We start from the raw sequence: 25,432 nt of genomic DNA, 5'->3' as shown, positions 1-25,432 counted from the left end.
AGCCGCGAGACCATCACAGCACCGCGAACGACGTCGCGCGCCATCGCCGATCAAGCCCTTCCAGGCGAACCGCCACGGCCCTCGTACGCCCAGGACCCGCGACGACGACGACCGCCTCGACGACCCCGTCCGCCGGCATCGACTCGCGGATGGAGAGCACCTCGAACACCGGACGGACCGGCGCCGTGCCGCGCGCACTGCGGGCGCGGGCGGAGAGATTGGCACGCGCGCCGAGCTTGCGGAAGGCCTCCTCGCTGAACCAGCGCGCCAACTGGTCGAGTTCGCGCACGCCGGCGAAGACTTCGAGCACTCCCTGGGTGAGACTTCGCAGCAATGGAGCGGGATCCGGAAGCTCGGAGGCGGGCGTCGGCTGCGGTGCGAAATACTCGTGAAGCGTCATCATCGTCACTCTCGGTCTGCGAAGACGGCCAGTAGACCACGACGGCGGGCGCGCGCGTCGGGTGTCCGGCAGAAGATGTGGATAACCCGTATCGAGCCCGCAGCGCTCCCGTACGCTCTGTCCTGTGCACTGGGATCGCCTTTTCGAGGACCTCGAAGGTCAGCTCGCCGCGGAGTGGGAGGCGGAGCGCGCCGCCCTCGATGCCGAGTCGGAGCGGCTGCGCATCTCACGTCTGCCGCTGCTGACGCGACTCCGTCTCCTTCAGCGCGATGACGCACCGATCGCGATCCGTCTCGCGGGTGGCGAACGTCATGCGGGTCGCCTGCGTGCCGTCGGCGCCGACTGGTTGGCCCTCGAGATGCCCGAGTCCTCCCAGGCCCTGATCACGCCGGTCGCGGCGCTCACCGGCGTCGAGACCCACCACGGTGCCCTGCTGGACACCCTGGCCGATGTCCCCCTGCCGGCAGACGGCGTGCGGGATCGGATGTCGATCGGTTTCCTGCTGCGCGACTTCGCCCGTCGACGGCTCGCGCTGCGCGTCGCCCTGACCGACGGCGAGCGGATGCACGGCACGGTCGACAGAGCCGGCGAGGACCATTTCGACCTCGCGCTGCACGACGCAGGAGAGGCACGACGCGCCGCCGCCGTTCAGGCGTTCCGCATGGTGCCCCTGAACGCACTGTTGTGGGTCCGAACCGCGAGCGGGGTGCTCTAGGAACGCTGGGGGCCCCACACCTCGGGAAAGCTCGCCGCATCGGCCTGACGCCACAGGGCCATCCGCCGCGCCTCCTCCGTCTGCTCGTCGAGGTAATCCCCGATGCTCGTCTCCTCCACCCGCCAGCGCGCCGGCGAGCCGAGCTGCGCGCCGCGCAGACGACCGGCCGTGACCAGCGCGATGACCTCGTCGACCTCGATGCCGAGCAACTCGGCCACCTGCGCGGGCGCGAGGAAGCGAGGGGCAGGTGCGGACGAATCGGGCATGCACCCATTGTGGCCTGCACCGCGTCCACGCCCTCGCGCCGCCACCGGCCTGTGGAAAACTTCCGACCCGCCTCGGGCGATTCTGTGACGATGTCCTGCATGACGACCCACTCGCGTGCCGGACGAGCGTTCTGGGGCGACATCCGCTTCCTCATCGGCATCGTCCTCGTGGTCCTGTCCATCCTCAGCGTCTGGCTCATCGTCTCCTCCGCCCGCGACACGACCCCGGTGCTGCAGGTCGAGCGCACGATCCCGCAGGGTGAGGCACTGGCCTCCGGCGACTTCCGTGTGGTCGAGGTGAGCCTGGGGGCCGCGGTCGACGGCTACCTCGCCCCGCAGGACCTGCAGCCGGGCATGATCGCCGTCCGAACGCTCGAGGCCGGCGAACTGCTCCCCGCGGTCGCGACAGCCGACGCGCGCACCGGCCGGACGACGAACATCGTCGTCGACAGCAGCGTCGGCATCCCTGCGAGCGTCGAGGTGGGCACGCCGGTGGAGCTGTGGCACTCGCCGACCGACGAGGACGGCGAGTTCGATGCTCCGCGCATCCTCGCGGCGGACGTCGTCGTCGCGTCGATACCCGAGTCCGACGGGATGCTGTCCACCCGCAGTGCGGCGGTCGAGCTGGTCATCGACCGCGCGGATGTCGCCGACGTGCTCGCCGCGATCAACAGCGGTGCCGCCCTGTCCATCGTCCCGCGGGGATCCGGCTCATGACATCCGCGATCGTCGCACTCCCGGAGCCACGAGCCACCGAGATCGCCGCAGAGCTCGCTCGCACCGGCATCCTGATCGTCGCCGTCTCCTCCCCCGGAGCCGTCCCTGTGGCGCAGTTGGCGGACGCGGACGCGATCCTCCTCCCGGCGACCCGCGCCGCGCTGACAGCCGACCTGGTCGCCGCGTGCGACAGATCCGGCGTCCGGATCGTGACCGTGGGAAGAGGCGAGTCCCGGCTGCTCAGCAGGTACGGGCTCCCTGAGGCGCTCGGCGAGGATGCCGACGTCTGGCGCATCGCGGAGGCGCTGTCCGCAGAGACGCCACGGGTCGCGCGCCGTCCAGCCCCGCCGCGACGGCGGATCATCGCCGTGTGGGGACCGCACGGCGCTCCCGGTCGCTCCACGGTCGCCGTCCAACTCGCGCTCGAGCTCGCGCGCGGCGGGCGACGGTGCGCCCTGATCGACGCGGACACGGTGGCGCCGTCCCTCGCACTGCTGCTCGGCCTCGACGATGAGGCGCCCGGTATCGCCGCCGCGTGCCGCCGCGCGGAGCTGGGCGCGCTCGATGCCGCTGAACTGCACCGGATCTCCACACCGATGGAGACCAGCGCGGGGACGATCGACGTGCTCGCCGGCCTCAACCGCCCTTCCCGGTGGCCGGAGCTGTCGGCTGCGCGACTGGCGGCGACCCTCGGCGTGTGCCGCGACTGGGCGGACGAGACCGTCGTCGACGTGTCTGCGGCTTTCGACTCCTACGAGGAGGTCACGGACGATCTCGCCGGGCCACGACGTCACGCGGCGACGACGACCGTCCTCCGGGAGGCGGATGTCGTCGTCGCGGTGACGGCGGCCGACCCGCTGTCGATCTCACGGTTCCTCCGTGATCACGCGGAACTGCGCGCGCTCATCGGTCCGACCGCGCGTATCGTGGTCGTCGCAAACCAGGTCCGCACCGGCCCGCTCGGGGTGGACGCACGGGGGCAGATCCGTCGCGCACTCGAGAGGTTCGGCGACATCACGGATGTCGCCTTCCTCCCGTTCGACCAACGAGCCGCCGATGCCGCGCTGCTGCACGCGAGGCCGATGGCGGACGTGACGCCGCGCTCCGGACTCGTCGCGGGCGTCAGGCACCTCGCCGAGCGCGTCGCGCCGCCGGGGCGGACGGAGGTCACTGACGGTAGTCGGCGAGGAAGTTCCCCAGTCGTTCGATGGCGTCGCCGAGCACCCGCGGTTCCGGCAGGGTGACGACGCGGAAGTGATCAGGGGTCGGCCAGTTGAACCCGGTGCCCTGGACGAGCAGGATGCGCTCGGCGATCAGCAGGTCGTACACGAACTTCTCATCGTCGTGGATCTCGTGCACCTCGGGGTCGAGGCGGGGGAACGCGTACAGCGCCCCCTGCGGCTTGACGCACGACACCCCAGGGATCGACTCGAGTCCCTGCCAGGCGATGTCGCGCTGCTCGTGGAGACGCCCGGAGGGGGCGATGAGAGCGTCGATCGACTGGATGCCGCCGAGAGCGGCCTGCACCGCGTGCTGCGCGGGGACGTTCGGGCACAGGCGCGTGGAGGCGAGCAGCGTGATGCCCTCCAGGAAGCCCTTGGCGTGCTGCTGCGGCCCCGTGATGACGACCCAGCCGGATCGGTACCCGGCGACACGATACGTCTTGGAGAGGCCGTTGAACGTCAGGCACAGCAGATCGGGCGCGAGAGTCGCCGTCGGGATGTGCACGGCGTCGTCGAAGAGGATGCGGTCGTAGATCTCGTCGGAGAGGATGAGCAACTCGTTCTCGCGCGCGATCTGCACGAGCCCCTGCAACACCTCCCTGGAGTAGACGGCACCGGTGGGGTTGTTCGGGTTGATGATGACGATCGCCTTGGTGCGCGGGGTCACCTTGGAGCGGATGTCCTCGAGGTCCGGCTGCCAGCCATTGGCCTCGTCGCAGACGTAGTGCACGGGTGTGCCGTCGGCGAGGCTCGTCATCGCGGTCCACAGCGGATAGTCGGGCGCGGGGATCAACACCTCGTCGCCCTCGTCCAGCAGCGCCTGCATCGTCATCGTGATGAGTTCGGACACGCCGTTGCCGAGGAAGACGTCGTCCGGTCCGAACGGGGGGAAGTCCTCGATCTGCTCGTAGCGGCTCACGATGGCGCGCCGGGCCGAGATGATCCCCTTGCTGTCGCTGTAGCCGTGCGCCGTCGGCATCGCGGCCAGCATGTCGTGGATGATCTGGTGCGGGGCCTCGAAGCCGAAGATCGCCGGGTTCCCCGTGTTCAGCTTGAGGACGTTGTGCCCTTCCGCCTCCAACCGCGCCGCCTCGACGAGAGCTTTACCGCGGATCTCGTAGAGAACGTTCTTGAGCTTCGACGACTGGTCGAACTGGCGCGTGTGGGTCATTGAGAAAGCCTACCGGCTTGCGCCGGCAGGCTCTCTCGTCGTGTCACTTCTTCTTCTTGCCCGCGGCCCTGCGCCGCTCGCGGTTCTGCGGAGTCGCAGCCGCAGCGTCGGTGCGCTGGCCGAAGGCTCCGCGTGCCCCCTGCTGCGGGGCCGGTGCCTCCTCGGTCGCCGCCGCGGCCTCCGCCGCCTTGCGGATCCGGTCCGTGGCAGCCTGCTGGACCTGTCCGCGGTCGTTGCGGACCTCGACGTCGCCGGCGTCGTTGGGCGCCGAGTACTCCAGACGCTGCTCGCCGCCGCCGGAGACGAGCCCCTTGGCCTCGACCTGCGGGGTTTCGGCGTCGCCGGCGCTGCGCACCTCGACCTCGAGGTTGTAGAGGTAGCCGACCGACTCCTCCTTGATCTGCCCCATCATCGACTGGAACATCGCGTAGCCCTCGCGCTGGTACTCGATGAGCGGGTCGCGCTGCGCCATGGCACGCAGGCCGATGCCGTCCTTGAGGTAGTCCATCTCGTAGAGGTGGTCGCGCCAGCGGCGGTCGAGCACCTGCAGGACGACGCGACGCTCGAGCTCGCGTGTGGCGGCCTCGCCGAGCGATGCCTCGCGCTTCTCGTACGCGATCTTCGCGTCGGAGAGCAGTTCGCGCGTCAGGACGTCCGCGGTGATGCCGCCCTTGCGTCCGCCGGCCTCGGCGACGACCTCGTCGATGGTCACGCTGACGGGGTACAGCGTCTTCAGCTCGGTCCAGAGGGCGTCGAAGTCCCAGCTCTCGGTGTGGCCGGAGCTCGTGTGGTCGGCGACGACACCGGTGATCGCATCCTCGATGAAGTGCTGCACACGGTCGGCGATGTCATCGCCCTGGAGGATGTGGCGCCGGTCCGCATAGATCGCCTCGCGCTGGCGGTTGAGGACGTCGTCGTACTTCAGGACGTTCTTGCGCATCTCGGCGTTGCGCGACTCGACCTGCGACTGCGCACTGCGGATGGCGCGGGAGACGAGCCCCGACTCGATCGGGACGTCGTCGGGGAAGTTCGTGCGGGCGAGGATCGCCTCGGCGGCTCCGGACTGGAACAGCCGCATGAGGTCGTCGGTGAGGCTGAGGTAGAACCGGCTCTCGCCGGGGTCGCCCTGACGGCCGGATCGACCGCGCAGCTGATTGTCGATACGCCGCGATTCGTGACGCTCGGTCCCGAGGACGTACAGACCACCGGCTTCGGTGACCTTCGCGCTCTCCTCCGCCACGACGGCCTTCATGGCCTCGTACGCCTCATCCCAGGCGGCCTCGTACTCCTCGGGCGTCTCGGCAGGATCCAGTCCCTTGGACTTGAGCTCCTGAACGGCGAGGAACTCGGCGTTTCCACCGAGCATGATGTCGGTGCCTCGGCCGGCCATGTTGGTCGCGACCGTCACAGCGCCGAGGCGACCGGCGCGGGCGACGATCTCCGCCTCCCGCGCGTGGTTCTTGGCGTTGAGGACCTCGTGCTTGATGCCCTTCTTCGCCAGCAGACGCGACAGGTACTCGCTCTTCTCGACACTGACGGTGCCGACGAGCACCGGCTGACCGGTCTCGTGGCGCTCGGCGATGTCCTCGACGACCTGCGCGAACTTCGCCGTCTCGTTCTTGTAGACGAGATCGGGGTTGTCCTTGCGGATCATCGGCCGGTTCGTCGGGATCTGGACGACGCCGAGCTTGTAGGTGGACATGAACTCGGCCGCCTCTGTCTCGGCGGTTCCGGTCATGCCGGAGAGCTTGTCATAGAGGCGGAAGTAGTTCTGCAGCGTCACCGTCGCCAGGGTCTGGTTCTCCGCCTTGACCGGGACGCCCTCCTTGGCCTCGATGGCCTGGTGGATGCCCTCGTTGTATCGACGACCGACGAGGATTCGACCGGTGTGCTCGTCGACGATCATGACCTCGTCGTTCATCACGACGTAGTCGGTGTTCTTCTTGAACAGCGCGAGCGCCTTGATGGAGTTGTTGAGGAAGGAGATCAGCGGCGTGTTCGCCGACTCGTAGAGGTTGTCGATGCCGAGGTAGTCCTCGACCTTCTCGATACCAGGCTCGAGAACACCGATGGTGCGCTTCTTCTCGTCGACCTCGTAGTCCACCCCCGCCTCGAGGGTGCGCGCGATCTTCGCGAACTCCGTGAACCAGCGGTTCGCCTCGCCGGAGGAAGGGCCGGAGATGATCAGCGGGGTGCGTGCCTCGTCGATGAGGATCGAGTCCACCTCGTCGACGACGGCGAAGAAGTGTTCGCGCTGGACGAGGTCCTCCTTGCGCCAGGCCATGTTGTCGCGGAGGTAGTCGAATCCGAACTCGTTGTTCGTGCCGTAGGTGATGTCTGCGGCGTACTGCTCGCGGCGCACGGCCGGAGTCTGGCCCGACACGATGATGCCCGTCGTCATGCCCAGCGCGCGGTAGACGCGGCCCATGAGCTCGGCCTGGTACGACGCCAGGAAGTCGTTCACCGTGATGACGTGGACGCCCTTGCCCGCGATGGCGTTGAGGTAGGCGGGGAAGGTGGCCACGAGGGTCTTGCCCTCACCGGTCTTCATCTCGGCGATGTTGCCCATGTGCAGGGCGGCGCCACCCATCAGCTGCACGTCGTAGGCCCGCATGCCGAGCGTGCGCTTGGCGGCCTCGCGCACCGCGGCGAACGCCTCCGGCATGAGCTGGTCCAGCGTCTCGCCTTTGTCGAACCGCGCACGCAGCTCCGCGGTCTCGCCCGCGAGTTCGTCGTCGGTGAGTTTCGCGAAGTCCTCCTCGAGCGCGTTCACGGCCTTCACGACCTGGTTCAGGCGGCGGAGGATGCGGCCCTCGCCTGCGCGCAGCAGCTTCTCAAGAGGATTCGCCACGTAAGTCATCTCCCTTTGGATGGGTGGTCCGCACCATCGGGTCGCGGACATACCTGCCCATGTTACAAGCCCGTGATCTGTGCACGCTCCGTGACGGGAATGCCTTCCCCGCGCGTCGCGGGGCACTCGTATGTATATACTCCGAAAGCAATATCGGGATCGACCCGACGATGCCGACATGAGGGGATCCGATGTCCGTCCGCCACAGCCTGCTCGCGATCCTCGACCAGGGGTCCTGTTACGGGTACCAGCTGCGTGCCGAGTTCGACCGGCGCACCGGCTGCATCCGCCCGCTCAACGTCGGACAGATCTACAACACGCTGGAACGATTGGAGCGCGACGGACTCGTGACCCGCGGCGACGCGGACGCGCAGGGGCACGTCTATTGGCAGATCACGGACGCCGGCTCGCTCGAGGTCGCCCGCTGGCTTCGGTCTCCGGTGGCCCACGGGCTCGTGCCCCGCGACGAGACGGCCATCAAGTTGGCGGTGGCCGCGACCCTGCCAGGGGCGGATGCGACCGCCGCGATCCGCACGCAGCGCGCCGCAGCCCTTGCACACCTGCAGGAGCTGCGACAGGCGACCTTCCCCGGCGGCGACGGGGACAGCCCCGAGGGACTCGCCTGGGCGCTGATCATGGACTCGATGATCCTCTCCGCCGAGGCGGAGGTGCACTGGTTGGAGCGCGCGGCGCAGCGCCTCGCCGCGCATCCCCAGCACACGGTGGGGATCGGTCTCGCGACGGAGCGTCCACGCCGAGGACGCCCGGCGAAGTCCGCCTGATGCACAGCCGACGCAGCACGTACGGAAAGTAGGATCGAGCCATGGCCGGATTCTGGGGTAAGCGCAAACGAGAGCAAGAGGCAGCGCAGGCAGCACAGGACGCCGATCTCGCCCGCAGGGCGGAGCAGGCCCTCGTCGCAGCGGATGAGCGGATCCGCACCGCGGCGGACGAACTCGCCTTCGCCGAAGCCGAACTCGGTTCCTCGATGACGCGTGATCTCAAGGCGGCTCTCGACTCGGTCAGGACACACCTTCGCGAGGCGTTCCAGCTGCATCAGCTCAACCACGATGAGATCCCGGACACGGATGAGGAACTGCGCACGCGCAACGCCCGCATCGTGCAGTTGTGCGACTGGGCGGAGGACCTTCTCGACGAGAAGACCGGAGCGCTCGCCGATTCGATCGCCCGTGTGCGTCAGGCTCCTCAGATCATCGCCAAGGTGCGCCGGGATGCCGAGGATCTCACTGCCCGCGTCCCCCACACGCGCGCCACCATCGAACGGCTGTCGTCGCGGTACTCCGATTCGGCGATGCATCAGATCTCCGCCTCCGCCGACGAGGCCGAGCAGCTGATCGCGTTCGCCACGCACGGCGCCGACGTGTCGGAGCGGCGCCGGGCTGCTCGCCAGACCGAGGAGGCGAACCTCGCCCTCGAGACCGCCACGGAGGCGACACGTCGCGCCGGCGCGCTCATGGACGCGGTCGAGGACTTCGAGATCGAAGCTCTGCGGGCGGAGTCGACGCTCGCGGAGGTCGTCGCGGACTCCCGCGCGGACATCATCGCCGCCCGTACCGCTCCGCGCACCGCGGCGGTGACCGCAGCCGTCGCCGAGCTGGAGAAGGCGCTGGACGCGCTCTCCCCGGCCGGGACGCGCAACGATCCGTTCGCGGAGCTCACCCAGCTGCGGTCGGCGAACGCGGCCCTCGACGAGGCGATCGCCGCCGCGCACTACCGCGCCCAGAATCCGCTTCCGAGCGTCGCGCATGTGCAACATGCCCTCGACGACGCGGATCGTCAGCTCGGTGTCGCGCGCGGTCTCATCTCGGGCCACCGCGGCTGGATCGGCGCGGACGCGAGGACTCGGTTCGCTGAGGCCGAGCGCCTGCGCATCGACATCCCCGCGTTGATCGCCCCGGAGGAGACCAGGGAGCAGGCCATGGCCGCGGCCCGCCGCGTCGGTCAGCTCGCCGCAGAGGCGCTGCAGCTCGCGCAGCGCGACATCGACTCCTCCCGCCCGCAGCAGCAGGGATGGGGCGGCGACGGATGGGGCGGCGGACGGCGCGGCGGCGGTGGCGACATCATGGGCGGCATCATGGGCGGCCTCGTCATCGGCAGCATCCTCGACGGCATCTTCGACTGACGGGCGGCGCCCGCATACGAGAAGGCCCGGCACCTGAGGGGTGCCGGGCCTTCTTCATGCCTGTCAGGAGGCCAAGGACTCCTCCTCCTCCGGCGCGGCCTGGGTGGTCAGCGAGATCACACCGTAGTCCCAACCCTTGCGGCGGTACACGACGCTCGGGTGGTCGGTGCGGGCATCGACGAACAGGAAGAAGTCATGGCCGACGAGCTCCATGCGATCGACCGCCTCCTCGACGGTCATCCACTCCGGGTCGAAGTTCTTCGTGCGGATGACGACCGGCGAATAGTCCTCTTCGTCTTCGGACGACTGGATCGGCACGGCGCCGGTCGCCACGGCCTGCAGGACGTCGGCCGACGCGGGCTGCACGTCGATCCCCTCGAGCGAGCCGCTGCCCTTCTCGAAGCGCGCCCCCCTCGGGTGCTGCCGTCCGTCGACGCGCTTCTCCTTGGCGCGGCGGAGCTGCTCGGCCATCTTGTCGACAGCCAGATCCAGCGCGACGAACTTGTCGCCGTCCACGGCCTCGGCGCGTACGACCGGCCCCTTGCCGACCAGCGTCAGCTCGACGGTCTCATCCGGCACGCGGCCTCCGCGGTACGCGCGATGCGTCACCTTCACGTCCAACCGCTGGGCCTTCGCCGCAAGCTGCTGCACTCGGGCGATCTTCTCCTCGACGACGGTTCGGAAGCGATCGGTGATCCCCACCCCGACGCCAACGATGCTCGTTTCCATTGCTGCCTCCTTGTCCCGGTCCTCCCGGCCAAGGGCGGACCGTGGTCGCCTTGTGTCCACCTACCGTAGCCCGCGCCCAGGACAATGTCACGACTCAATCACGACGCGTCCGCGATGCGCGCGGCTCGTCGCGGCGTCGCCGCCAGAGTCAGGGCACCCCTCACCCGCCACCCAGCCTCTGTCAGCGCTCTGGCCCCCTCGTCCAGCGTGGCTCCGGTGGTCACGACGTCGTCGAAGAGCACGACATCTCTGGCCACCCGGGCGTGTCGCGCGCGCATGCTGCCCGCGACGTTGACGCGCCGGCGATCGAGGTCGAGTCCTCTCTGATCGGCGGTGCGTCTCGTGTGGTGGAGCAGTCGCACGGGGCGAAGCCCCGCGCGGTGCAGCAGAAGGTCCGGTACCCGGTAGCCGCGCCGTCGGAACGCGCCGCGCGTGGTCGGCATCGGGACGGTCAGCGCTCCGGAGAGGTCGACGGCGTCGCGTTCGATCACCGTGGCGAGGCTCGCCCCGAGTGGCCGCGCAAGCAGTGTGTCTCCGTTCTCCTTCAGGCGTCGGATGCAGCGGGCGGCCACGCCGTCGAACGGGAGGGCGGCGATCACCGGCATCCCGTTCGGAGTCGTCGTGTGCACTACCGGCGCCCTGAGCGCGTCTGCGCACCGCTCGCACAGCAGCGTCCCCGGTACGTCGCAACCAGGACAGCGGGCGGTGAGCAGGAACGCGGAGATCTCGTCGAGGATCGCCCGCCAACTCGCCATGCCGATGATCCTCGTCGACGGCGCGCCCGTGATGCCATGACCCCCGCGATAGGCGGAGGACATCATCCGGTGCAGAAGGAGTCCGCACCGGATGTGGAGATCACTGTCCCGCGTGCGTGCCGAGGACGAGCACCCCCGAGACGCCCATCTGCCACGTCGTCCCCCGCTGGGCGAAGAGCACCCCGTCGCCGTCGAGGATGCGCACAGCGGCCGGAGTGCGCCCGCCGGACACGGCGGTGGCCCCGGCCGGCGCCGCGGCCACCGCGCCCGGACCGCCGACGTCCTGGGAGCGGACGATGCGCGAGCCGTCCGCATCCACAAGGATCACCAGTTCGTCCTCGCCGACCCACGACATGCCCAGCGCCGTCCCCCCGACCTGCGCGACGGGATAGACCGGACCGATCTCCGTCGGCACCTGGTCCTGGTCGCGGATGATCGCGGCGAGCACGAGCCAGCGCTGACCTCCGACGGTCACGACAGCCGCGATCCTGACGCCGTCCGGTGCCACGCGGAGCTCGGAGATCGACGAGGCCTCAGGGAACGCGCCGGAGAGCTCGATCGCCGTCACATCCGGTTGCCACGCCGTGAGTGCCTGCGGAGACCCCTGTGGCACCGTCCAGGTGAAGCCGTAGGGATCCATCGAGGGCGTGATGAGACCGGGCCTGCTGTCGAGTTGATCCACCCGGCCACCGGCGACCGTGTAGACGTGACCGTCGTCCAGCTGCAGAGCGGCGCGTGCATCGTCCTCGGAGACGTCGACGGCGCGCACGGCGGGTGCGATCTTCACGATCTCGGGGGTGATCCCCGCATAGGGCTCGATCTCCTCGCCGACGAATGCGCCGAATTCCGTCTCGGTGAGCAGCACGGGGCTGGATTCCGTCCGCCCCGTCTCGATGGCGGCGCGCTCCGCGTCGAGGTCGCGCCCGTTGACGGTCAGACGGACCTCGGCGACCCCCGCAGGGCGCAGCGTGGCCTCCAGCTGCGTGCGCATCCGCGCCAGTTGCGTCGTGTCGAGCGCGGTCGCCGCTGCCGTGAGCTCCACCGTGGCGACCTTGTCAGGGCTGATGGGGACGGCATCCAGTGCGAGGGTCACGTCGCCGGGGAAGGCGCTGCGCACCCCCGGCGAGAGCCACTCGCTCGGCTCCCCGTTCAGCAGAGCCTGCGTGAGGATGGTGGCGATGGTCTGGCGGCGCGGATACCAGCGCAGATCGGGCACGAGGTGCGTCCAGGTCGGATCGAAGTACTGCAGCGCGTAGCGCCGGTACACCTGAGTGAACGACTCCGCGTCCAGGATGATGCCGTTGTCGGCGGCGGTGATCCGCCACTCGCCCTCGTCGTTGCGCGCGACCTCGAAGGCCGCGACGGATGCCTCACCGGTGAGCTCGGTGTACGCGCCGTTGTCGTTCACCCTGGCGACCTGATCGAGGACCACGCGCACGTCACCGGTCTGCGCCGCGTCCTCCTCGCCGTCGAGGTCGGCGGAGAACTCCCGCTCCCCCGCGCCGGCGTCGATGGAGACGCCGGCCGTGGGGCGCCAGATGGCGGCGAGCTCGGGGCTGAGGAACTCGCGGGCGATCGCCCAGCCGTTGTCCGGCGTGAGAGCGGCGTCGAGGAACCCTTCGACGATCTGCTCTGGGCTCGCCCCCTCCAGCGGACGGGCGGCGATCTGGCTGATGTCGGGGTCGGTGTCAGCGCCGTCGAGGGCGAGACCGGCGTTGGCCTCGCCGGAGGTCGGCAGGCTCGTGCAGGCCGTGAGTACGGCGAGCAGGGCCGCCAGCGCGACGGCGGATGCCGATCGGAGTCTGCGATTCATGACCGGTCCTCCGGTTCCGCGTCGAAGTACATCTCGCGCAGCTCTGTCAGGTGGATCGGCTGCGTGACGTCGGTGAGGGACTCCTGCGGCTCGAGCGGCACGGGCGACGGCCCCTCGATCCCGCCTGGTCTGCGCGGGATCGTGAGCACGAAGTTCGTGCCCACCGCCAGCTCCGACCAGACCGCGAGCGTCCCACCGTGCAGCTTGGCGTCGCCGAGAGCGATGGACAGCCCGAGTCCCGTCCCGCCGATCGTGCGCTGCCGTGACGGGTCCGCTCGCCAGAACCGGTCGAACACCCGCTCCGCGTCGGCCGGGGTCATCCCCAGACCGAAGTCGCGGACGCCGACGGCGACGGCGTGCTGATTACTGTCTGTGGTCACGACGATCGGTCGCCCCTCGCCGTGCTCGATGGCGTTGCCGACGAGATTGCGCAGGACGCGACGGACGCGTCGTGGATCCATGTCGACGGGCGAGTACCCGCCCGGTGCCACCAGCCGCAGTTCCGAGCCGCGCTCCTGCGCGAGGGGGCGCATCTGCTCGATGACGTCCTCGGCGAGTTCGGCGAGGCTGGTCGCCTCCAGCTCGAGCAGGACCGAGCCGGCGTCGTACCTGCTGATCTCCAGCAGATCCCCCAGAAGGGTCTCGAACCGCTGGACCTGCGTGTGCAGCAGTTCGGTGGTCCGGTTGGTCGTCGTGTCGAACTGGTCGCGCTGATCATTGAGCATGTCGGCGGCCAGGCGGATGGTCGTCAGCGGCGTGCGCAGCTCGTGCGAGACGTCGGAGACGAACCGCTGCTGCACGAGCGACAACTCGCCGAGCTCCTTGATCTGCGACTCGATGCTGTCGGCCATCGCGTTGAACGACTCGGCCAGCGTGGCCAGCTCGTCCTCACCGTGCACCGGCAGCCGCACGTCGAGATCACCGGCCGCGAGGCGCGCGCTCGTCTCGGCGGCCTCGATGATCGGCTTGGACACCAGTCGCAGCACGATCCACGAGATGCCGGCGATGATCGCGATGAGCACGAGACCGGCCGCCCACAGCGTGCTCTGCACGAACTGGAGGGTCTGCTGCGAATCGGCGAGGTCGTAGGCGATGTAGACCTCGAACGCTCCGACGCCCGGCAGGAACAGCTGCTGTCCGACCGCGATCCCCGGTGCGGTCGATCCGTCCGGCATCGGGATGGCGATGGACTGCCAGGACTGCCGGTCGGGGAACGACACCACCCGCTCACGCAGCCCGCTGCTGATCACGTCACCGCTGAGGTCCGTCGTGCGGAATCCCTGCACGCCGCTGCCGACCGGGGTGTCGTCGATCGGGAAGGCGATGACGCGTGAGGACGACGACGCCCTCGGGATCGTCTCCTGCACGTCTCGCCAGAGTGCACGCAGCCCGGACGGGTCGTCGGTGACCTCTGCGGAGTCGACCCTCGTCTGGGCCTCCGCCACCGCACGAAGCGCATCGGCGAGCACTTCGTCACGGCGGGACTCGAACAGGTTGTTCTGGATCACCAGCGCCATGATGACGCTGGTGATGAAGATCGCGAACGACGTCAGCAGGAGCGTGATCGTGATGGTGCGGAAGCGCAGCGACCGGCGCCAGAGGCCCCCGACCGCATCCGGCCAGCCCCGAGGGTCGCGCCACAGCACGACCGTCGTCGGTGTCGCGCTCGTCGCGATCAACTCGGTCTCCTAGCCGACGCTCCCGGCCCGGTATCCGACGCCGCGGACCGTCATGACGATCTTGGGCGCGTCCGGGTCGAGTTCGACCTTCGCCCGCAGCCGCTGCACGTGCACGTTGACCAGCCGCGTATCTGCCTTGTAGTGATAACCCCACACCTGTTCGAGAAGCATCTCGCGCGAGAAGACCTGCTGGGGCTTGGATGCCAGTGCGACGAGGAGCTGGAACTCCAGAGGCGTCAGTGGGATCGGCGTCGATCCGCGCCGCACTTCGTGCGCGTCGACGTCGACGACGAGGTCACCGATCCGCAGGATCTCGCTCGTCGCCGGTGTCGCAGGGCGCAGACGCGTCCGGATGCGCGCGACGAGCTCCTTCGGGTTGAACGGCTTGACCATGTAGTCGTCGGCGCCCACCTCGAGCCCGCGCACGACATCGGCGGTGTCGCTGCGCGCCGTGAGCATGATGATGGGGATCCCGGACTCCGCCCTGATACGGGTGCAGATCTCGATGCCGTCCATGCCGGGCAGCATCAGGTCGAGGAGCACGAGATCGGGGCGCTGCGTCCGCCACTGCTCGACGGCCTTCGCGCCGTCGGCGCAGAAGACGGGCTCGAAGCCCTCCGTACGCAGCACGATCCCGATCATCTCGGCGAGCGCGGTGTCGTCGTCGACCACGAGGATCCGTGAGGTCATCTGATCCCAGCCCCATCTTTCTGCCAGCGCGCCGCCGTACGGATGCAGGCTGGACGCAATCTTTCTCAGCGTACTTCATGACAACGTTTCGATCACGGTATCGCCCCGCCCTGATCCCCGCCGTGCCGCACGGGATATGACACGATGGTTCTTCACGCGCGGAGGGAGTCCGATGAGCGCACCGTATCCGATGAGCGCGCAGCACTGGACGCCTGCGGTCAGGTCAGGGCTCGTGCCGTTGCATCCGCTCACCTTCGGCGCCCTGCTCGGCAGGCCGTTCGCCGCACTGCGGCACAACCCGAAGGTGCTGTTCGGGTTCGCCATCGTGCTCCAGCTTCTCGTGGCCCTCGTCACGCTGCTCGTGGTGGGCGGCGTCGCGATCGCCTCGTTCCTCCGACTGGAGTCCTTGTCGCCGAGCAGCCCGGACTTCGCTCCGGTGATGTGGGGCACGATAGCGATCAACGTCCTCGTCGGGCTCGCGATGGGTCTGTTGAGCCTGGCGTTCACCGCGGTCATGCAGGGCGTGGTCGCCGCCGACATCGGGTACGCCGCCCTCGGCGAGAAGGCAGGACTGCGGCGACTGTGGGAGCGGATGCGTCCCGCGTTCTGGAGACTCCTGGGGTGGAGTCTGCTGCAGTCCGTCGCAGCCGTGGTCCTCATCGCCGCGGTCGGAGGACTCATCTTCCTCGGCGTCATGACCGGCATCGACGGTTCGGCCGCAGGCGCCGGCATCGCCATCATGTTCGGGGTCCTGTTGATCCTCGCCGCCATTCCGCTGTGGGTGTGGCTGAGCACGAAGCTCCTGCTGGTCCCGTCGATCCTCGTCCTCGAAGGCGCACGGCTGCGCCCCGCACTCGTGCGCTCCTGGCGCCTGACGCGCGGGCGCTTCTGGAACACGTTCGGGGTGATGTTCCTCATCGGGGCGATCATGAGCACCGCCGTCGGGGTCGTCAGCATGCCGCTGTCGCTCCTGGGCTCCCTGTTCGCGCCCGTGATCGCGCCGACCGGCCCGAACGACGCCTCTGAAGTGGTCACGATGCTCATCGTCACCGTCGCACCGCAGCTGCTCGTGTACGTGCTCCAGGCCGTCGCCGTGGTCGTCCAGTGCGCCGCTGCCGCCTTCATCTACCTCGACTGCCGCATGCGCTACGAGGGACTCGACCACACGCTGATCGCGTACCGGGAGCGCCTCGACCTCGGCATCGCCGCTGACGAGCAGGGCGACCCGTTCGCCGTCGACCCCTCCACAGCGGTCAGCAGCGCCCCACCACCCCGGCCCACCCCCACGTACGCCTCGGCGCCGGTCGGCTGGGGACCGTACCCGCCCGATCCGGCAGCGCAGAGCGCGTTCCCCGCCGCCCCGTACCAGCCGCAGCCGCAGCAGCAGGCGTATCCGGGGTCGCCACCCCAGCAGCGGCCCGGCACGTCCGCGCCCGGTCCTCAAGGGCCACCCCCACCGCCGCCGGGGTACGGCGGGGCATGATCGGTCTGGCCGCCGATCCGTACGCTCCCGACGGCGATGAGGCGCGTCGGTGGGCCGAGCAGGAGCTGCAGAACCCGCGCTACGCGGACGCGAAGCCCACGTGGTTCGACCATCTGGCGGAGGACGTCGCCGAATTCATCATCGGACTGTTCTCCCCGGATGCGGGAGAGCGTGCCGGGAGCACGGCGCTGGTGATCGTGACCGTCGTGATCGTCGCGGCGCTCATCACCGTGCTCATCCTCTGGGGCCGCCCACGGCCGTCCCGCCGACGTCCGCGACGGGACTCCGATCTGCTCGGCGAGCGCGATGACCGCTCCGCCGCGCAACTGCGAGCGGAGGCGGAGCGCCGCGCTCGCGACGGTGACTGGGACACCGCGATCGTGCTCCGATTCCGGGCCATGGCTCGAGCACTGCTCGAGCGCGACATCATCGACCCGGCGCCGGGGGCCACCGCACAGGCCATCGCCCGCGAGGCGGCGGAGACGCTCACCGCGCACCACGCAGAACTCGCCGCAGCCGCCGGCGCCTTCGACCGGGTGCGCTACCTGCGCCATCCGGCCTCCGAGAGCACCTACCGCGAGCTGGTGGCCACGGACGACCTCATCTCTTCCGCACGACCGGCGGTGCCCGCATGAGCGGCACCGCCGTGCACGAGAAGGGCCGGGTGCGCTCGGCGCTCGGCTGGGTGGCGATCGCCGCCGCGGTGGCCGCCTTCGTGGCGATCATCGCGACGCTGAGTTTCGGCGCTCCGAGCCCGCGCGGAGGGCTGGATCCCGACAGCGCGAGCGAGGCCGGCTCCCTCGCGCTGGCGGAGTTGCTGCGCGACCAGGGTGTGGAGATCGTCGTCGCCCGCACGAGAGCGGACGCCGCCGGCGCGTTGGACGATGGTTCGACGCTCGTCATGGCCGACCCCTTCCCGCTCTCGGATGCCGCGGTCGACGAGTTGATCGCGCCCGCAGACCGTCTCGTCCTCCTGTCCAGCTCGTCGCGACTGCTCCGTCTGCTCGACATCGGCGAGAACGCCGCCCCGCCGGCGGCCGACGCACTCGAGGCACGGTGCGACGTGCCGGAGTTCGCCAAGGTCGGGACGATCCGGCCCGACCGGTTCTTCCTCCCCGCGGAGGGCGTCATCGGATGCTTCACGGCCGACGGCGCCGCCGGAGTGCTCGTCGACGGGGGTGGCGCCGGCCGCGTCACCCTGGTGGAGGGCAGCGCACTGCTGAGCAACGAGCACCTGGCGGAGGACGGCAACGCCGCCCTCGGCCTCGCGCTCCTCGGGCAGAGCGATCGCATCGTCTGGTACGTGCCGTCGTTCGCGGACTCCGACATCGAGGCCCAGACGCCGGACACCCTCGCGGCGATGACACCGCCATGGGTGACGCCCGCGATCGTGCTGCTCCTGCTGGCGGGCGTCGTCGCGGGAATCTCCCGCGGGCAGCGGTTCGGCCCGTTGGTGACGGAGACCCTGCCGGTCACGGTGCGAGCATCCGAGACCATGCACGGACGCGCACGTCTCACGGCCAAGGCGGGCGACAGCGCACACGCGGCGTCCGCGCTGCGCGATGGGGCGCTGCGGCGACTGGCCGCCCGACTCGGGCTGACCGCACGGTCCACGCCCGAAGAGATCGCCGACGCGGCATCCGACCGCCTTCGGATCCCCCGCGGCTCCCTGCACGAGCTCCTCGCCGGCCCCCTGCCCCCGCACGACTCCGACCTCGTCGACACCGCGCGTCGACTCGCAGAACTCGAGGCGGCGGTCGACACCGCCGTGCACGTGGAAAGGAACACACCGTGACAGACACCCCTTCGTCCACCGTGAACACACAGGCGCACGACGAGGCGCAGCTGCGCGCGGCCATGCACCGCGTGCGCACCGAGGTCGACAAGGCGGTCGTCGGGCAGGCCGGCATCGTCACCGGCCTCCTGGTGTGCCTGCTCTCGCGAGGGCACGTCCTTCTGGAAGGCGTGCCGGGAGTCGCGAAGACCCTCGTCGTCCGCTCCTTCGCACGTGCGTTGGGCCTGGACACCAAGCGGGTCCAGTTCACCCCCGACCTCATGCCCGGCGACGTCACGGGATCACTCGTCTACGACGCGCGCACCGGCGAGTTCGAGTTCCGTCAGGGGCCGGTGTTCACCAACATCCTGCTCGCGGATGAGATCAACCGGACGCCGCCGAAGACCCAGGCGGCGCTCCTCGAGGCCATGGAGGAGCGCCAGGTCTCGGCCGACGGCACGAGCAGGGACCTGCCGGATCCCTTCCTCGTCGCGGCGACGCAGAACCCGATCGAGCACGAGGGCACCTACTCGCTGCCGGAGGCGCAGTTGGACAGGTTCCTCATGAAGCTCGTCGTGGGGATGCCGGAGCGCGACGCCGAGGTGACGGTGCTGCGACTGCACGCCGGCGGCTTCTCGCCCCGCGCGCTCACCGGCGTCCGACCAGCCGTCACGGAGGACGAGATCCGCGCCGCGCAGGACGCCGCCGCACGCGTGGAGGTCACCGATGAGGTCCTCGGCTACGTCGTCGATCTCGCCAGGGCCACCCGCGACTCGGCGTCGGTGATGCTGGGGGCGAGCCCCCGTGCTTCGACGGCGTTGCTCGCGGCGGCGAAGGCATGGGCATGGTTGAACGGGTCCTCGGCGGTCACTCCTGATCACGTGCAGACGATGCTCGTGCCGGTGTGGCGCCACCGTCTGCAGCTGCGCCCGGACGCCGAGATGGAGGGTGTGTCGGCGGACGCCGTCCTCGCGTCGGTGATCCAGCAGACCCGGGTGCCGATCTAAGTGTTCGTCTCCGCCCGCCTCGCCGTGCTCGTGGGAGTCGGCGTCCTTCCCGTCGTCGCTCTCGCCGCGGCGGGTGTTCCGGCGTGGGCCGTCACCGGAGGGTGGATCGGCCTCTGCGTCGTCCTCCTCGCGGTCGATGTGTGCCTGGCTGCGAGTGCGCGCTCCGTCACCGTCACGAGGAGCACCCCGCCGCGTGCGCGCATCGACGAGCCGACGCAGGCGAGTGTCGCGCTGCACAACCACGGGCGGCGGACTCTGCACGCGCTCATCCGCGACGCCTGGCAGCCCACGGCCGGCGCGACGCCGGGGCGCCTGAGGACCAGCGTGCCGGCAGGGGAACGTCGACGACTCACCGTGCCTCTGCTCCCCCGCAGGCGAGGAGAGCTGCGCAGCGCATTCGTCTTCATCCGATCGCGGGGCCCTCTGGGTCTGGGCGGGAGGCAGGCGCGTCACGACGTGCCCGCCTCGATCAGGGTGCTGCCGGCCTTCGCATCGCGCAGGCACCTCCCCTCGCGGCTCGCACGGCTGAGGGAACTCGACGGCAACACCAGCATCCAGGTACGAGGGCAGGGCACCGAGTTCGACTCGCTCCGCGAGTACGTGCGGGGCGACGACGTGCGCTCGATCGACTGGCGGGCCACAGCGAGGGCCGGCACCACCATGCTGCGGACGTGGCGTCCTGAGCGCGACCGCCACGTGGTGATCCTCATCGACACCGGTCGCACCGCGGCCGCACGCGTCGGCGACGGGACACGCCTCGACGCCGCGCTGGAGGCCGCGCTGCTGCTCGCCGCGCTGGCCTCGAGAGCCGGAGACCACGTGCATCTGGTGATGTACGACCGGGTGGTCCGCGGCCGTGTCACCGGCGTCGACGGCCCTGGCCTGCTGCAGGCCCTGACCGACGCCATGGCACCCGTCCACGCGCGCCTCCTCGACACCGACTGGGCGGGAGCGTTCGCCGCCGTCCGCTCGCTCACCACTCGACCGTCTCTCATCGTCGTGCTGACCGCGCAGGATGCCGCCGAGTCCGCACGCGGCTTCCTCGGCGCCTTCCCGACCGCATCACGGGCGACGTCCGTGCTGGTCGGCTCTGTCACGGACGCGTCGATCGGACACCTCGCCACCCGGCGCGACTCGCGCGAGGAGATCTACCTCGCCGCGGCCGCAGAGCGCACGCTGCGGGATGCGGAGAACGTCGCCGACGCCATCCGCCGCGCGGGCGGCGAGGCGATCGCCGCGGACCCGGAGGAGCTGCCGCCGAGGATCGCGGATCGCTACCTCGAGCTCAAGGCGGCGGGGCGCCTCTGATGCCTTCTTCTGAGTGATTCCTTTTTGTGAATCATTCAGAACAAGCTAGGATAGAGGCATGTCGACACCCACCACTCTCGAGGCCCCTGAGCGCCTGCGCGCCGCCGGGCTCAGGGTGACGGTGCAGCGTGTCGCCGTGCTCGATGCGCTGCGAGCGCACCCGCATGCCTCGGCCGAGGCCGTGCACTCCTCGATCCGCACGACACTCGGCGGCGTGGCACTGCCCACCGTCCACGGCATCCTCGGCGACCTCACCGGCGCAGGAGTCGTCCGGCGCGTGAGCCTGCCCGACGCCGGCAGCGCCCTCTACGAGGTGCAGGACGAGTTCGACAACCATCACCACCTGCAGTGCGTCGAGTGCGGTCGCGTCGAAGACGTCGCCTGCGCCGTCGGCGAAGCACCCTGCCTTCATCCGTCCCACGATCATGGGATGCGGATCCTCGAAGCCTCAGTGACCTACCGAGCCATCTGCTCCGATTGCGAAAGGAACAAGTGAATGACTGACAAGACTTTCACGACCACCCAGACCGGCACGCCGGTCGCGAGCGACGCCCACTCGCTGACCGCGGGAGGTCCGGACGGCACCACTGCCCTCCACGACCGTTACCTGGTCGAGAAGCTCGCCTCCTTCAACCGTGAGCGGGTGCCGGAGCGCAACCCGCACGCCAAGGGCGGCGGCGCGTTCGGCGAGTTCGTCGTCACCGAGGACGTCTCGCAGTACACGCGTGCGGCGGTGTTCCAGCCCGGCGCCACCAGCGAGACGCTCATCCGCTTCTCGTCCGTCGCCGGCGAGCAGGGTTCGCCCGACACCTGGCGCGACGTGCGCGGCTTCTCGCTGCGCTTCTACACGACCGAGGGCAACCTCGACATCGTCGGCAACAACACCCCGACGTTCTTCCTCCGCGACGGCATGAAGTTCCCGGACTTCATCCACTCGCAGAAGCGTCTGCTCGGCTCCGGCCTGCGCGACGCCGACATGCAGTGGGACTTCTGGACCCTGTCCCCCGAGTCCGCCCACCAGGTGACCTACCTCATGGGCGACCGCGGCATCTCCCGCAGCTGGCGCCACGTGAACGGCTACGGCTCGCACACCTACCAGTGGGTCAACGCGGCGGGTGAGCGCTTCTGGGTGAAGTACCACTTCCTCTCCCAGCAGGGCGTCGTGCCGATGTTCGCCGACGAGGCGGAGCGCATCGCCGGACAGGATGCCGACTACTACCGTCGCGACCTGTACGAGGCGATCGAGCGCGGCGAGTTCCCCTCCTGGGACGTGTACGTGCAGGTCATGCCGTACGAGGAGGCCAAGACCTACCGCTTCAACCCCTTCGACCTCACCAAGACGTGGTCGAAGAAGGACTACCCGCGCATCAAGGTCGGAACGTTCACGCTGAACCGCAACCCGCAGAACTTCTTCGCCGAGATCGAGCAGGCCGCGTTCTCCCCGGGGAACCAGGTCCCCGGCACGGGCATCTCGCCCGACAAGATGCTCATGGCCCGCGTGTTCTCCTACCCCGACGCGCAGCGCTACCGCATCGGCACGAACTACAACCAGCTGCCGGTCAACCAGCCGCACGCCGCCACCGTGAGCAACTACATGCACGAGGGCAACATGCAGTACCACTTCAACACGGCGGAGCACCGGGTCTACACCCCGAACTCCTACGGCGCAGCCGGCGGCCCAGAGGCCGACCCGGCACGCGGCGTCGAGGCGAGCTGGGAGTCCGACGGTGCGCTCATCCGCAGCGCGGCGACCCTGCACTCCGAGGACGACGACTTCGGTCAGGCCCGCACGCTGATCAATGAGGTGTTCTCCGCCGAGGAGCGCCAGCGCTTCATCGAGACGCTCGTCGGTCAGTACAACGGACTGACCGTGCCCGCCATTCAGGAGCGCTTCTTCTGGTACTGGGGCCAGGTCGACCAGCAGGTCGCGGACGAGGTCCGTGCACTGGCCGGTCTTCCCATCGCCCAGGCGGAGCCCGTCGGCATCGGCGAGTGACGCACTGAGCTCAGGGATCATCTCCCGCGTGGGGTCGGATGCTTCGGCATCCGACCCCACTATCATGTGCGGTGAATTCGATCGCTTCGGATCGAACCGACGAGAGGGAATCCCATGAGCGAAACGCTCGCCGAAGCCGCGTCTCCGATCCCGTCCTCCGGGGCCAAACTCACCGCCGAGGCCCTCGGCACGTTCCTGCTGGTGCTCGGCGGCGTCGGCACCGCACTGTTCGCCTCGAACCACTTCACTGACCCGGGCTCCGGATCGGCCGTCTACGTCGCCGTCGCCTTCGCCTTCGGCCTCACGGTCGTTGTCGGCGCATACGCCTTCGGGCCCGTCTCCGGCGGGCACTTCAACCCGGCCGTCACGCTGGGCGTCGCCGCCGCAGGACGCCTGCCGTGGCGGGACGTGCCCGGCTACATCATCGCCCAGATCGTCGGCGGCCTGATCGCCAGCACGATCCTCGTCCTCATCGGCCTGTTCGGACCCGACGGCTGGCTCACCGGCGCCCAGGATGCCGGCTTCGCGAGCAACGGCTGGGGCGAGCACTCCCCCGCCGGTTTCGGCATGTGGGCCGCGATCATCGTCGAGATCGTGCTGACGGCCGTCTTCCTGTTCGTCATCCTCGGCACGACACACAAACTGCGTCCCACCCCGTTCGCGGGACTCGCGATCGGACTGACGCTGACCCTCATCCACCTCATCAGCATCCCCGTCGACAACACCTCCGTGAACCCGGCGCGATCCATCGCGGCCGCCGTCTACGGCGGAACGGGCGCGCTGTCGCAGCTGTGGGTGTTCATCGTGTTCCCGATCGTCGGCGCGATGATCGCCGGCCTCGCCTACAAGACGATGCTCGACGGCACGAAGAACGCCTGAGCGCTCCTGATCAGCCCGCGGTGAGCTGCGGGGTGCCCGCCTCGTATTCGAGGAGGTCCCCGCGCTCACCGCGTTCGTATGCGCGGCGCCCGACGAGGAGCATGTAGACGAGGAAGACCGCCAGTGCGGCCGCGCCGATCCCGATCTTGACCGGCCAGGGCAGCGACCATCCCGTGACGAATCCCTCGACGAGCCCCGACAGGAACAGTGCGAACACGAGTCCGATCGCGACCGTCGCCAGTGCCCTCCCCTCCTGCGCGAGCGCTGCGGGGCGGGTACGTGGCCCAGGGGCGACCCAGGCCCAGAAGAGGTGGAGTCCCCCGGCCGCCGCGACGAAGATGCTCGTCATCTCGAGAAGTCCGTGCGGGAGGATGTACAGCACCATGACGTCGAGGCGATCGTAGGCAGCCATGACCCCCGCGGACACACCGAGACCGAACGCGTTCTGGACGATCACGTAGATCGGCCAGATGCCGGTGATGCCGAACAGCACGCATTGGGCGGCGATCCAGGCGTTGTTGGTCCAGACCATTCCGGCGAAGACGGCAGCGGGGTTCTCCGTGTAGTAATCGGTGAAGCTCTCCTCCGCATACTGCTCGAGGAAGTCGGCCGCGCCCAGCGTCGCGACGAGGGCAGGATCGGAGGCGAGCCAGGCACCGACGCCGACCGTGATCGCGACGAAGACCGCAGCGATGACGAGCGTGGTCCAGCGCAGACGGTACAGCGCCGCCGGGAGCTGATCGACGAAGAAGCGTCGCGCCTGCGTGAGGATGCTCTCGGGAGCGCCAGTCAGACGCAGGCGAGCCCTGGAGAGGACGGAGGACACATATGCGCTCTGCGGAGAATCACCGACCGAGGTCTTGAGCTCGGCCAGGTCCGCCGATGCGGCCCGGTACCGGAGGATGAGCTCGTCGACACCCTGGCCATCCAGCCGGGACCTGCTCAACTCGTCGAGTCGGTCCCACTCCGCACGGCGCGCATCGGCGAGGGCATCGGCATCCACCTGATTTACTGTACTCATCATGTCCACGCCGATCGACAGCACCGACGAGGTCCTCTCCGGCGAGGCCGTCGCGATCGACGTGCAACCGCTGGGATTCTTCATGCGGGCGCTGGGCGCGCTCATCGACATGGCCATCGGGTGGGGGCTCCTGCTGCTCTTCCTCTGGCTGCGGACGTGGCTGCTGTTCATCGGCGTGATCGACGACTCGGTGGACGGCATCCTCAACATCACGGCTCTCGTGGTCTGTTTCGTCGCCGTTCCTGTCGTCGTCGAACTGGCGCTGCGCGGGCGGAGCGTCGGAAAGCTCGCTGTCGGGGGCCGGATCGTCCGTGTCGACGGCGGCGCGGCGGGTTTCCGGCACGCCTTCATCCGCGCGCTAGTCGGCGTGTTGGAGGTCTACATGACCTTCGGCGCCGTCGCGATCCTCGCCGGCGCCTTCACTGCGCGTTCGCAGCGCCTCGGTGACCTGATCGCGGGGACTTACAGTCAGCGCGTCCGGACGCCGAAGCTGATCCCGCTGACTCCCGTGATGCCGACTGCACTGTCGGGATGGGCGGAGATCGCTGATGTCGCACGCATGCCCGATCGGCTCGCACGGCGCATCTCGCAGTTCCTGCAGCACGCGGAGCGGATGTCACCGCAGGCGAGGGCACGAGTGGCGCGCGACCTCGTGACGGAGGCGTCCACGTACATCTCGCCGCAGCCGGTGGCGCACCCCGAGCAACTTCTCATCGCGATCACGGTGTTGCGGCGAGAGCGCGAACGGCGCGCCCTTGCGATCGCCGACGCGAAGGCCGAGCGTCTCACCGGCCGACGGGTCGGGGTCTGAC

General features: G+C 69.4%; 24 protein-coding genes. 14 read left to right on the top strand and 10 right to left on the bottom strand.

Translation table 11 applies throughout. The features are described from left to right. Positions 1-13 precede the first annotated feature (13 nt). The gene (locus HD600_RS11425) at positions 14-400 is read right to left on the bottom strand and encodes an Rv3235 family protein (RefSeq protein ID WP_144796027.1); all 387 of its coding nucleotides are present in this window, start codon (positions 398-400) and stop codon (positions 14-16) included. A gap of 124 nt (positions 401-524) precedes the next feature. On the opposite strand from HD600_RS11425, the gene HD600_RS11420 reads away from it, so the two are divergent. Next, positions 525-1,115: a hypothetical protein gene (locus tag HD600_RS11420; RefSeq protein ID WP_144795549.1), complete on the top strand. Its 591-nt coding sequence runs from the start codon at positions 525-527 to the stop codon at positions 1,113-1,115. Here the strand turns inward: HD600_RS11420 and HD600_RS11415 are convergent. Then, positions 1,112-1,381 (bottom strand): helix-turn-helix domain-containing protein, encoded by a 270-nt coding sequence (locus HD600_RS11415; protein ID WP_144795550.1) that lies wholly within the window; start codon positions 1,379-1,381, stop codon positions 1,112-1,114. The two genes, HD600_RS11420 and HD600_RS11415, sit on opposite strands and share 4 nt — an antisense overlap. A 99-nt stretch (positions 1,382-1,480) precedes the next feature. Here HD600_RS11415 and HD600_RS11410 point away from each other — a divergent pair, with 99 nt between their 5' ends. Both HD600_RS11410 and HD600_RS11405 read left to right on the top strand, forming a co-directional pair. After that, positions 1,481-2,098 (top strand): SAF domain-containing protein, encoded by a 618-nt coding sequence (locus HD600_RS11410; protein WP_144795551.1) that lies wholly within the window; start codon positions 1,481-1,483, stop codon positions 2,096-2,098. Continuing rightward, entirely contained in the window at positions 2,095-3,342 is a 1,248-nt protein-coding gene (locus HD600_RS11405; protein ID WP_184283772.1) for a CpaE/TadZ family protein, read from the top strand. Before HD600_RS11410 ends, HD600_RS11405 begins: the two co-directional genes overlap by 4 nt. On the opposite strand, the gene HD600_RS11400 is transcribed toward HD600_RS11405, so the two are convergent. Next, positions 3,266-4,492, bottom strand: coding sequence for a pyridoxal phosphate-dependent aminotransferase (locus tag HD600_RS11400; RefSeq protein ID WP_184283770.1), 1,227 nt, complete (start codon positions 4,490-4,492; stop codon positions 3,266-3,268). The genes HD600_RS11405 and HD600_RS11400 overlap by 77 nt on opposite strands. A 43-nt stretch (positions 4,493-4,535) precedes the next feature. After that, complete coding sequence (gene secA / locus HD600_RS11395) at positions 4,536-7,343, bottom strand: preprotein translocase subunit SecA (RefSeq protein ID WP_184283768.1); 2,808 nt, start codon at positions 7,341-7,343, stop codon at positions 4,536-4,538. A 191-nt stretch (positions 7,344-7,534) separates the two neighbouring features. Between secA and HD600_RS11390 the strand changes: the two genes are divergently transcribed. After that, positions 7,535-8,125 carry a PadR family transcriptional regulator gene (locus HD600_RS11390; protein WP_184283765.1) on the top strand — a complete coding sequence of 197 codons (591 nt, stop codon included), beginning with the start codon at positions 7,535-7,537 and terminating at the stop codon, positions 8,123-8,125. A gap of 41 nt (positions 8,126-8,166) precedes the next feature. Then, a complete protein-coding gene (locus HD600_RS11385; RefSeq protein ID WP_184283763.1) occupies positions 8,167-9,486 on the top strand; it encodes a coiled-coil domain-containing protein in 1,320 nt (439 codons plus the stop codon). Positions 9,487-9,549: 63 nt separating this feature from the next. Here the strand turns inward: HD600_RS11385 and hpf are convergent, their stop codons facing one another. The 5 genes from hpf to mtrA form a co-directional block, all read right to left on the bottom strand. Beyond that, positions 9,550-10,215: a ribosome hibernation-promoting factor, HPF/YfiA family gene (gene hpf, locus HD600_RS11380; protein ID WP_184283761.1), complete on the bottom strand. Its 666-nt coding sequence runs from the start codon at positions 10,213-10,215 to the stop codon at positions 9,550-9,552. Between the two features lie 98 nt (positions 10,216-10,313). Beyond that, entirely contained in the window at positions 10,314-10,970 is a 657-nt protein-coding gene (locus tag HD600_RS11375; RefSeq protein WP_184283759.1) for a ComF family protein, read from the bottom strand. Positions 10,971-11,070: 100 nt separating this feature from the next. Continuing rightward, positions 11,071-12,783, bottom strand: coding sequence for an LpqB family beta-propeller domain-containing protein (locus HD600_RS11370; RefSeq protein ID WP_184283757.1), 1,713 nt, complete (start codon positions 12,781-12,783; stop codon positions 11,071-11,073). Further along, entirely contained in the window at positions 12,780-14,462 is a 1,683-nt protein-coding gene (gene mtrB / locus HD600_RS11365; RefSeq protein WP_144795560.1) for an MtrAB system histidine kinase MtrB, read from the bottom strand. The genes HD600_RS11370 and mtrB overlap by 4 nt, the downstream gene beginning before the upstream one ends. 9 nt (positions 14,463-14,471) lie before the next feature. Then, entirely contained in the window at positions 14,472-15,152 is a 681-nt protein-coding gene (gene mtrA / locus HD600_RS11360; RefSeq protein WP_144795561.1) for an MtrAB system response regulator MtrA, read from the bottom strand. A gap of 172 nt (positions 15,153-15,324) precedes the next feature. Between mtrA and HD600_RS11355 the strand changes: the two genes are divergently transcribed. From HD600_RS11355 to aqpZ, 8 genes are all read left to right on the top strand, one after another. Beyond that, positions 15,325-16,635, top strand: coding sequence for a glycerophosphoryl diester phosphodiesterase membrane domain-containing protein (locus tag HD600_RS11355; protein WP_241731666.1), 1,311 nt, complete (start codon positions 15,325-15,327; stop codon positions 16,633-16,635). Further along, a complete protein-coding gene (locus tag HD600_RS11350; RefSeq protein ID WP_144795563.1) occupies positions 16,632-17,270 on the top strand; it encodes a DUF4129 domain-containing protein in 639 nt (212 codons plus the stop codon). Before HD600_RS11355 ends, HD600_RS11350 begins: the two co-directional genes overlap by 4 nt. Next, complete coding sequence (locus HD600_RS11345; protein ID WP_184283755.1) at positions 17,267-18,430, top strand: DUF4350 domain-containing protein; 1,164 nt, start codon at positions 17,267-17,269, stop codon at positions 18,428-18,430. Before HD600_RS11350 ends, HD600_RS11345 begins: the two co-directional genes overlap by 4 nt. Before the next feature lie 62 nt (positions 18,431-18,492). Next, a complete protein-coding gene (locus tag HD600_RS11340) occupies positions 18,493-19,416 on the top strand; it encodes an AAA family ATPase (RefSeq protein ID WP_184284838.1) in 924 nt (307 codons plus the stop codon). Next, a complete protein-coding gene (locus HD600_RS11335) occupies positions 19,417-20,724 on the top strand; it encodes a DUF58 domain-containing protein (protein ID WP_184283753.1) in 1,308 nt (435 codons plus the stop codon). It abuts the gene before it with no gap. Positions 20,725-20,782: 58 nt separating this feature from the next. Then, positions 20,783-21,220 carry a Fur family transcriptional regulator gene (locus tag HD600_RS11330; RefSeq protein WP_144795566.1) on the top strand — a complete coding sequence of 146 codons (438 nt, stop codon included), beginning with the start codon at positions 20,783-20,785 and terminating at the stop codon, positions 21,218-21,220. Next, positions 21,221-22,720, top strand: coding sequence for a catalase (locus HD600_RS11325; protein ID WP_144795567.1), 1,500 nt, complete (start codon positions 21,221-21,223; stop codon positions 22,718-22,720). A 114-nt stretch (positions 22,721-22,834) separates the two neighbouring features. Beyond that, the gene (aqpZ, locus tag HD600_RS11320; protein ID WP_144795568.1) at positions 22,835-23,599 is read left to right on the top strand and encodes an aquaporin Z; all 765 of its coding nucleotides are present in this window, start codon (positions 22,835-22,837) and stop codon (positions 23,597-23,599) included. Between the two features lie 10 nt (positions 23,600-23,609). Here the strand turns inward: aqpZ and HD600_RS11315 are convergent, their stop codons facing one another. Beyond that, positions 23,610-24,602: a stage II sporulation protein M gene (locus HD600_RS11315; RefSeq protein WP_184284837.1), complete on the bottom strand. Its 993-nt coding sequence runs from the start codon at positions 24,600-24,602 to the stop codon at positions 23,610-23,612. Positions 24,603-24,621: 19 nt separating this feature from the next. Here HD600_RS11315 and HD600_RS11310 point away from each other — a divergent pair, with 19 nt between their 5' ends. Beyond that, complete coding sequence (locus HD600_RS11310) at positions 24,622-25,431, top strand: RDD family protein (RefSeq protein ID WP_184283751.1); 810 nt, start codon at positions 24,622-24,624, stop codon at positions 25,429-25,431. Position 25,432: the final 1 nt, after the last annotated feature.

The sequence above is a fragment of the Microbacterium ginsengiterrae genome (assembly GCF_014205075.1).
Classification (GTDB): domain Bacteria; phylum Actinomycetota; class Actinomycetes; order Actinomycetales; family Microbacteriaceae; genus Microbacterium; species Microbacterium ginsengiterrae.
Note: the sequence above shows the minus strand (reverse complement) of the source record. Positions and strands in the feature narration are given on the sequence as shown.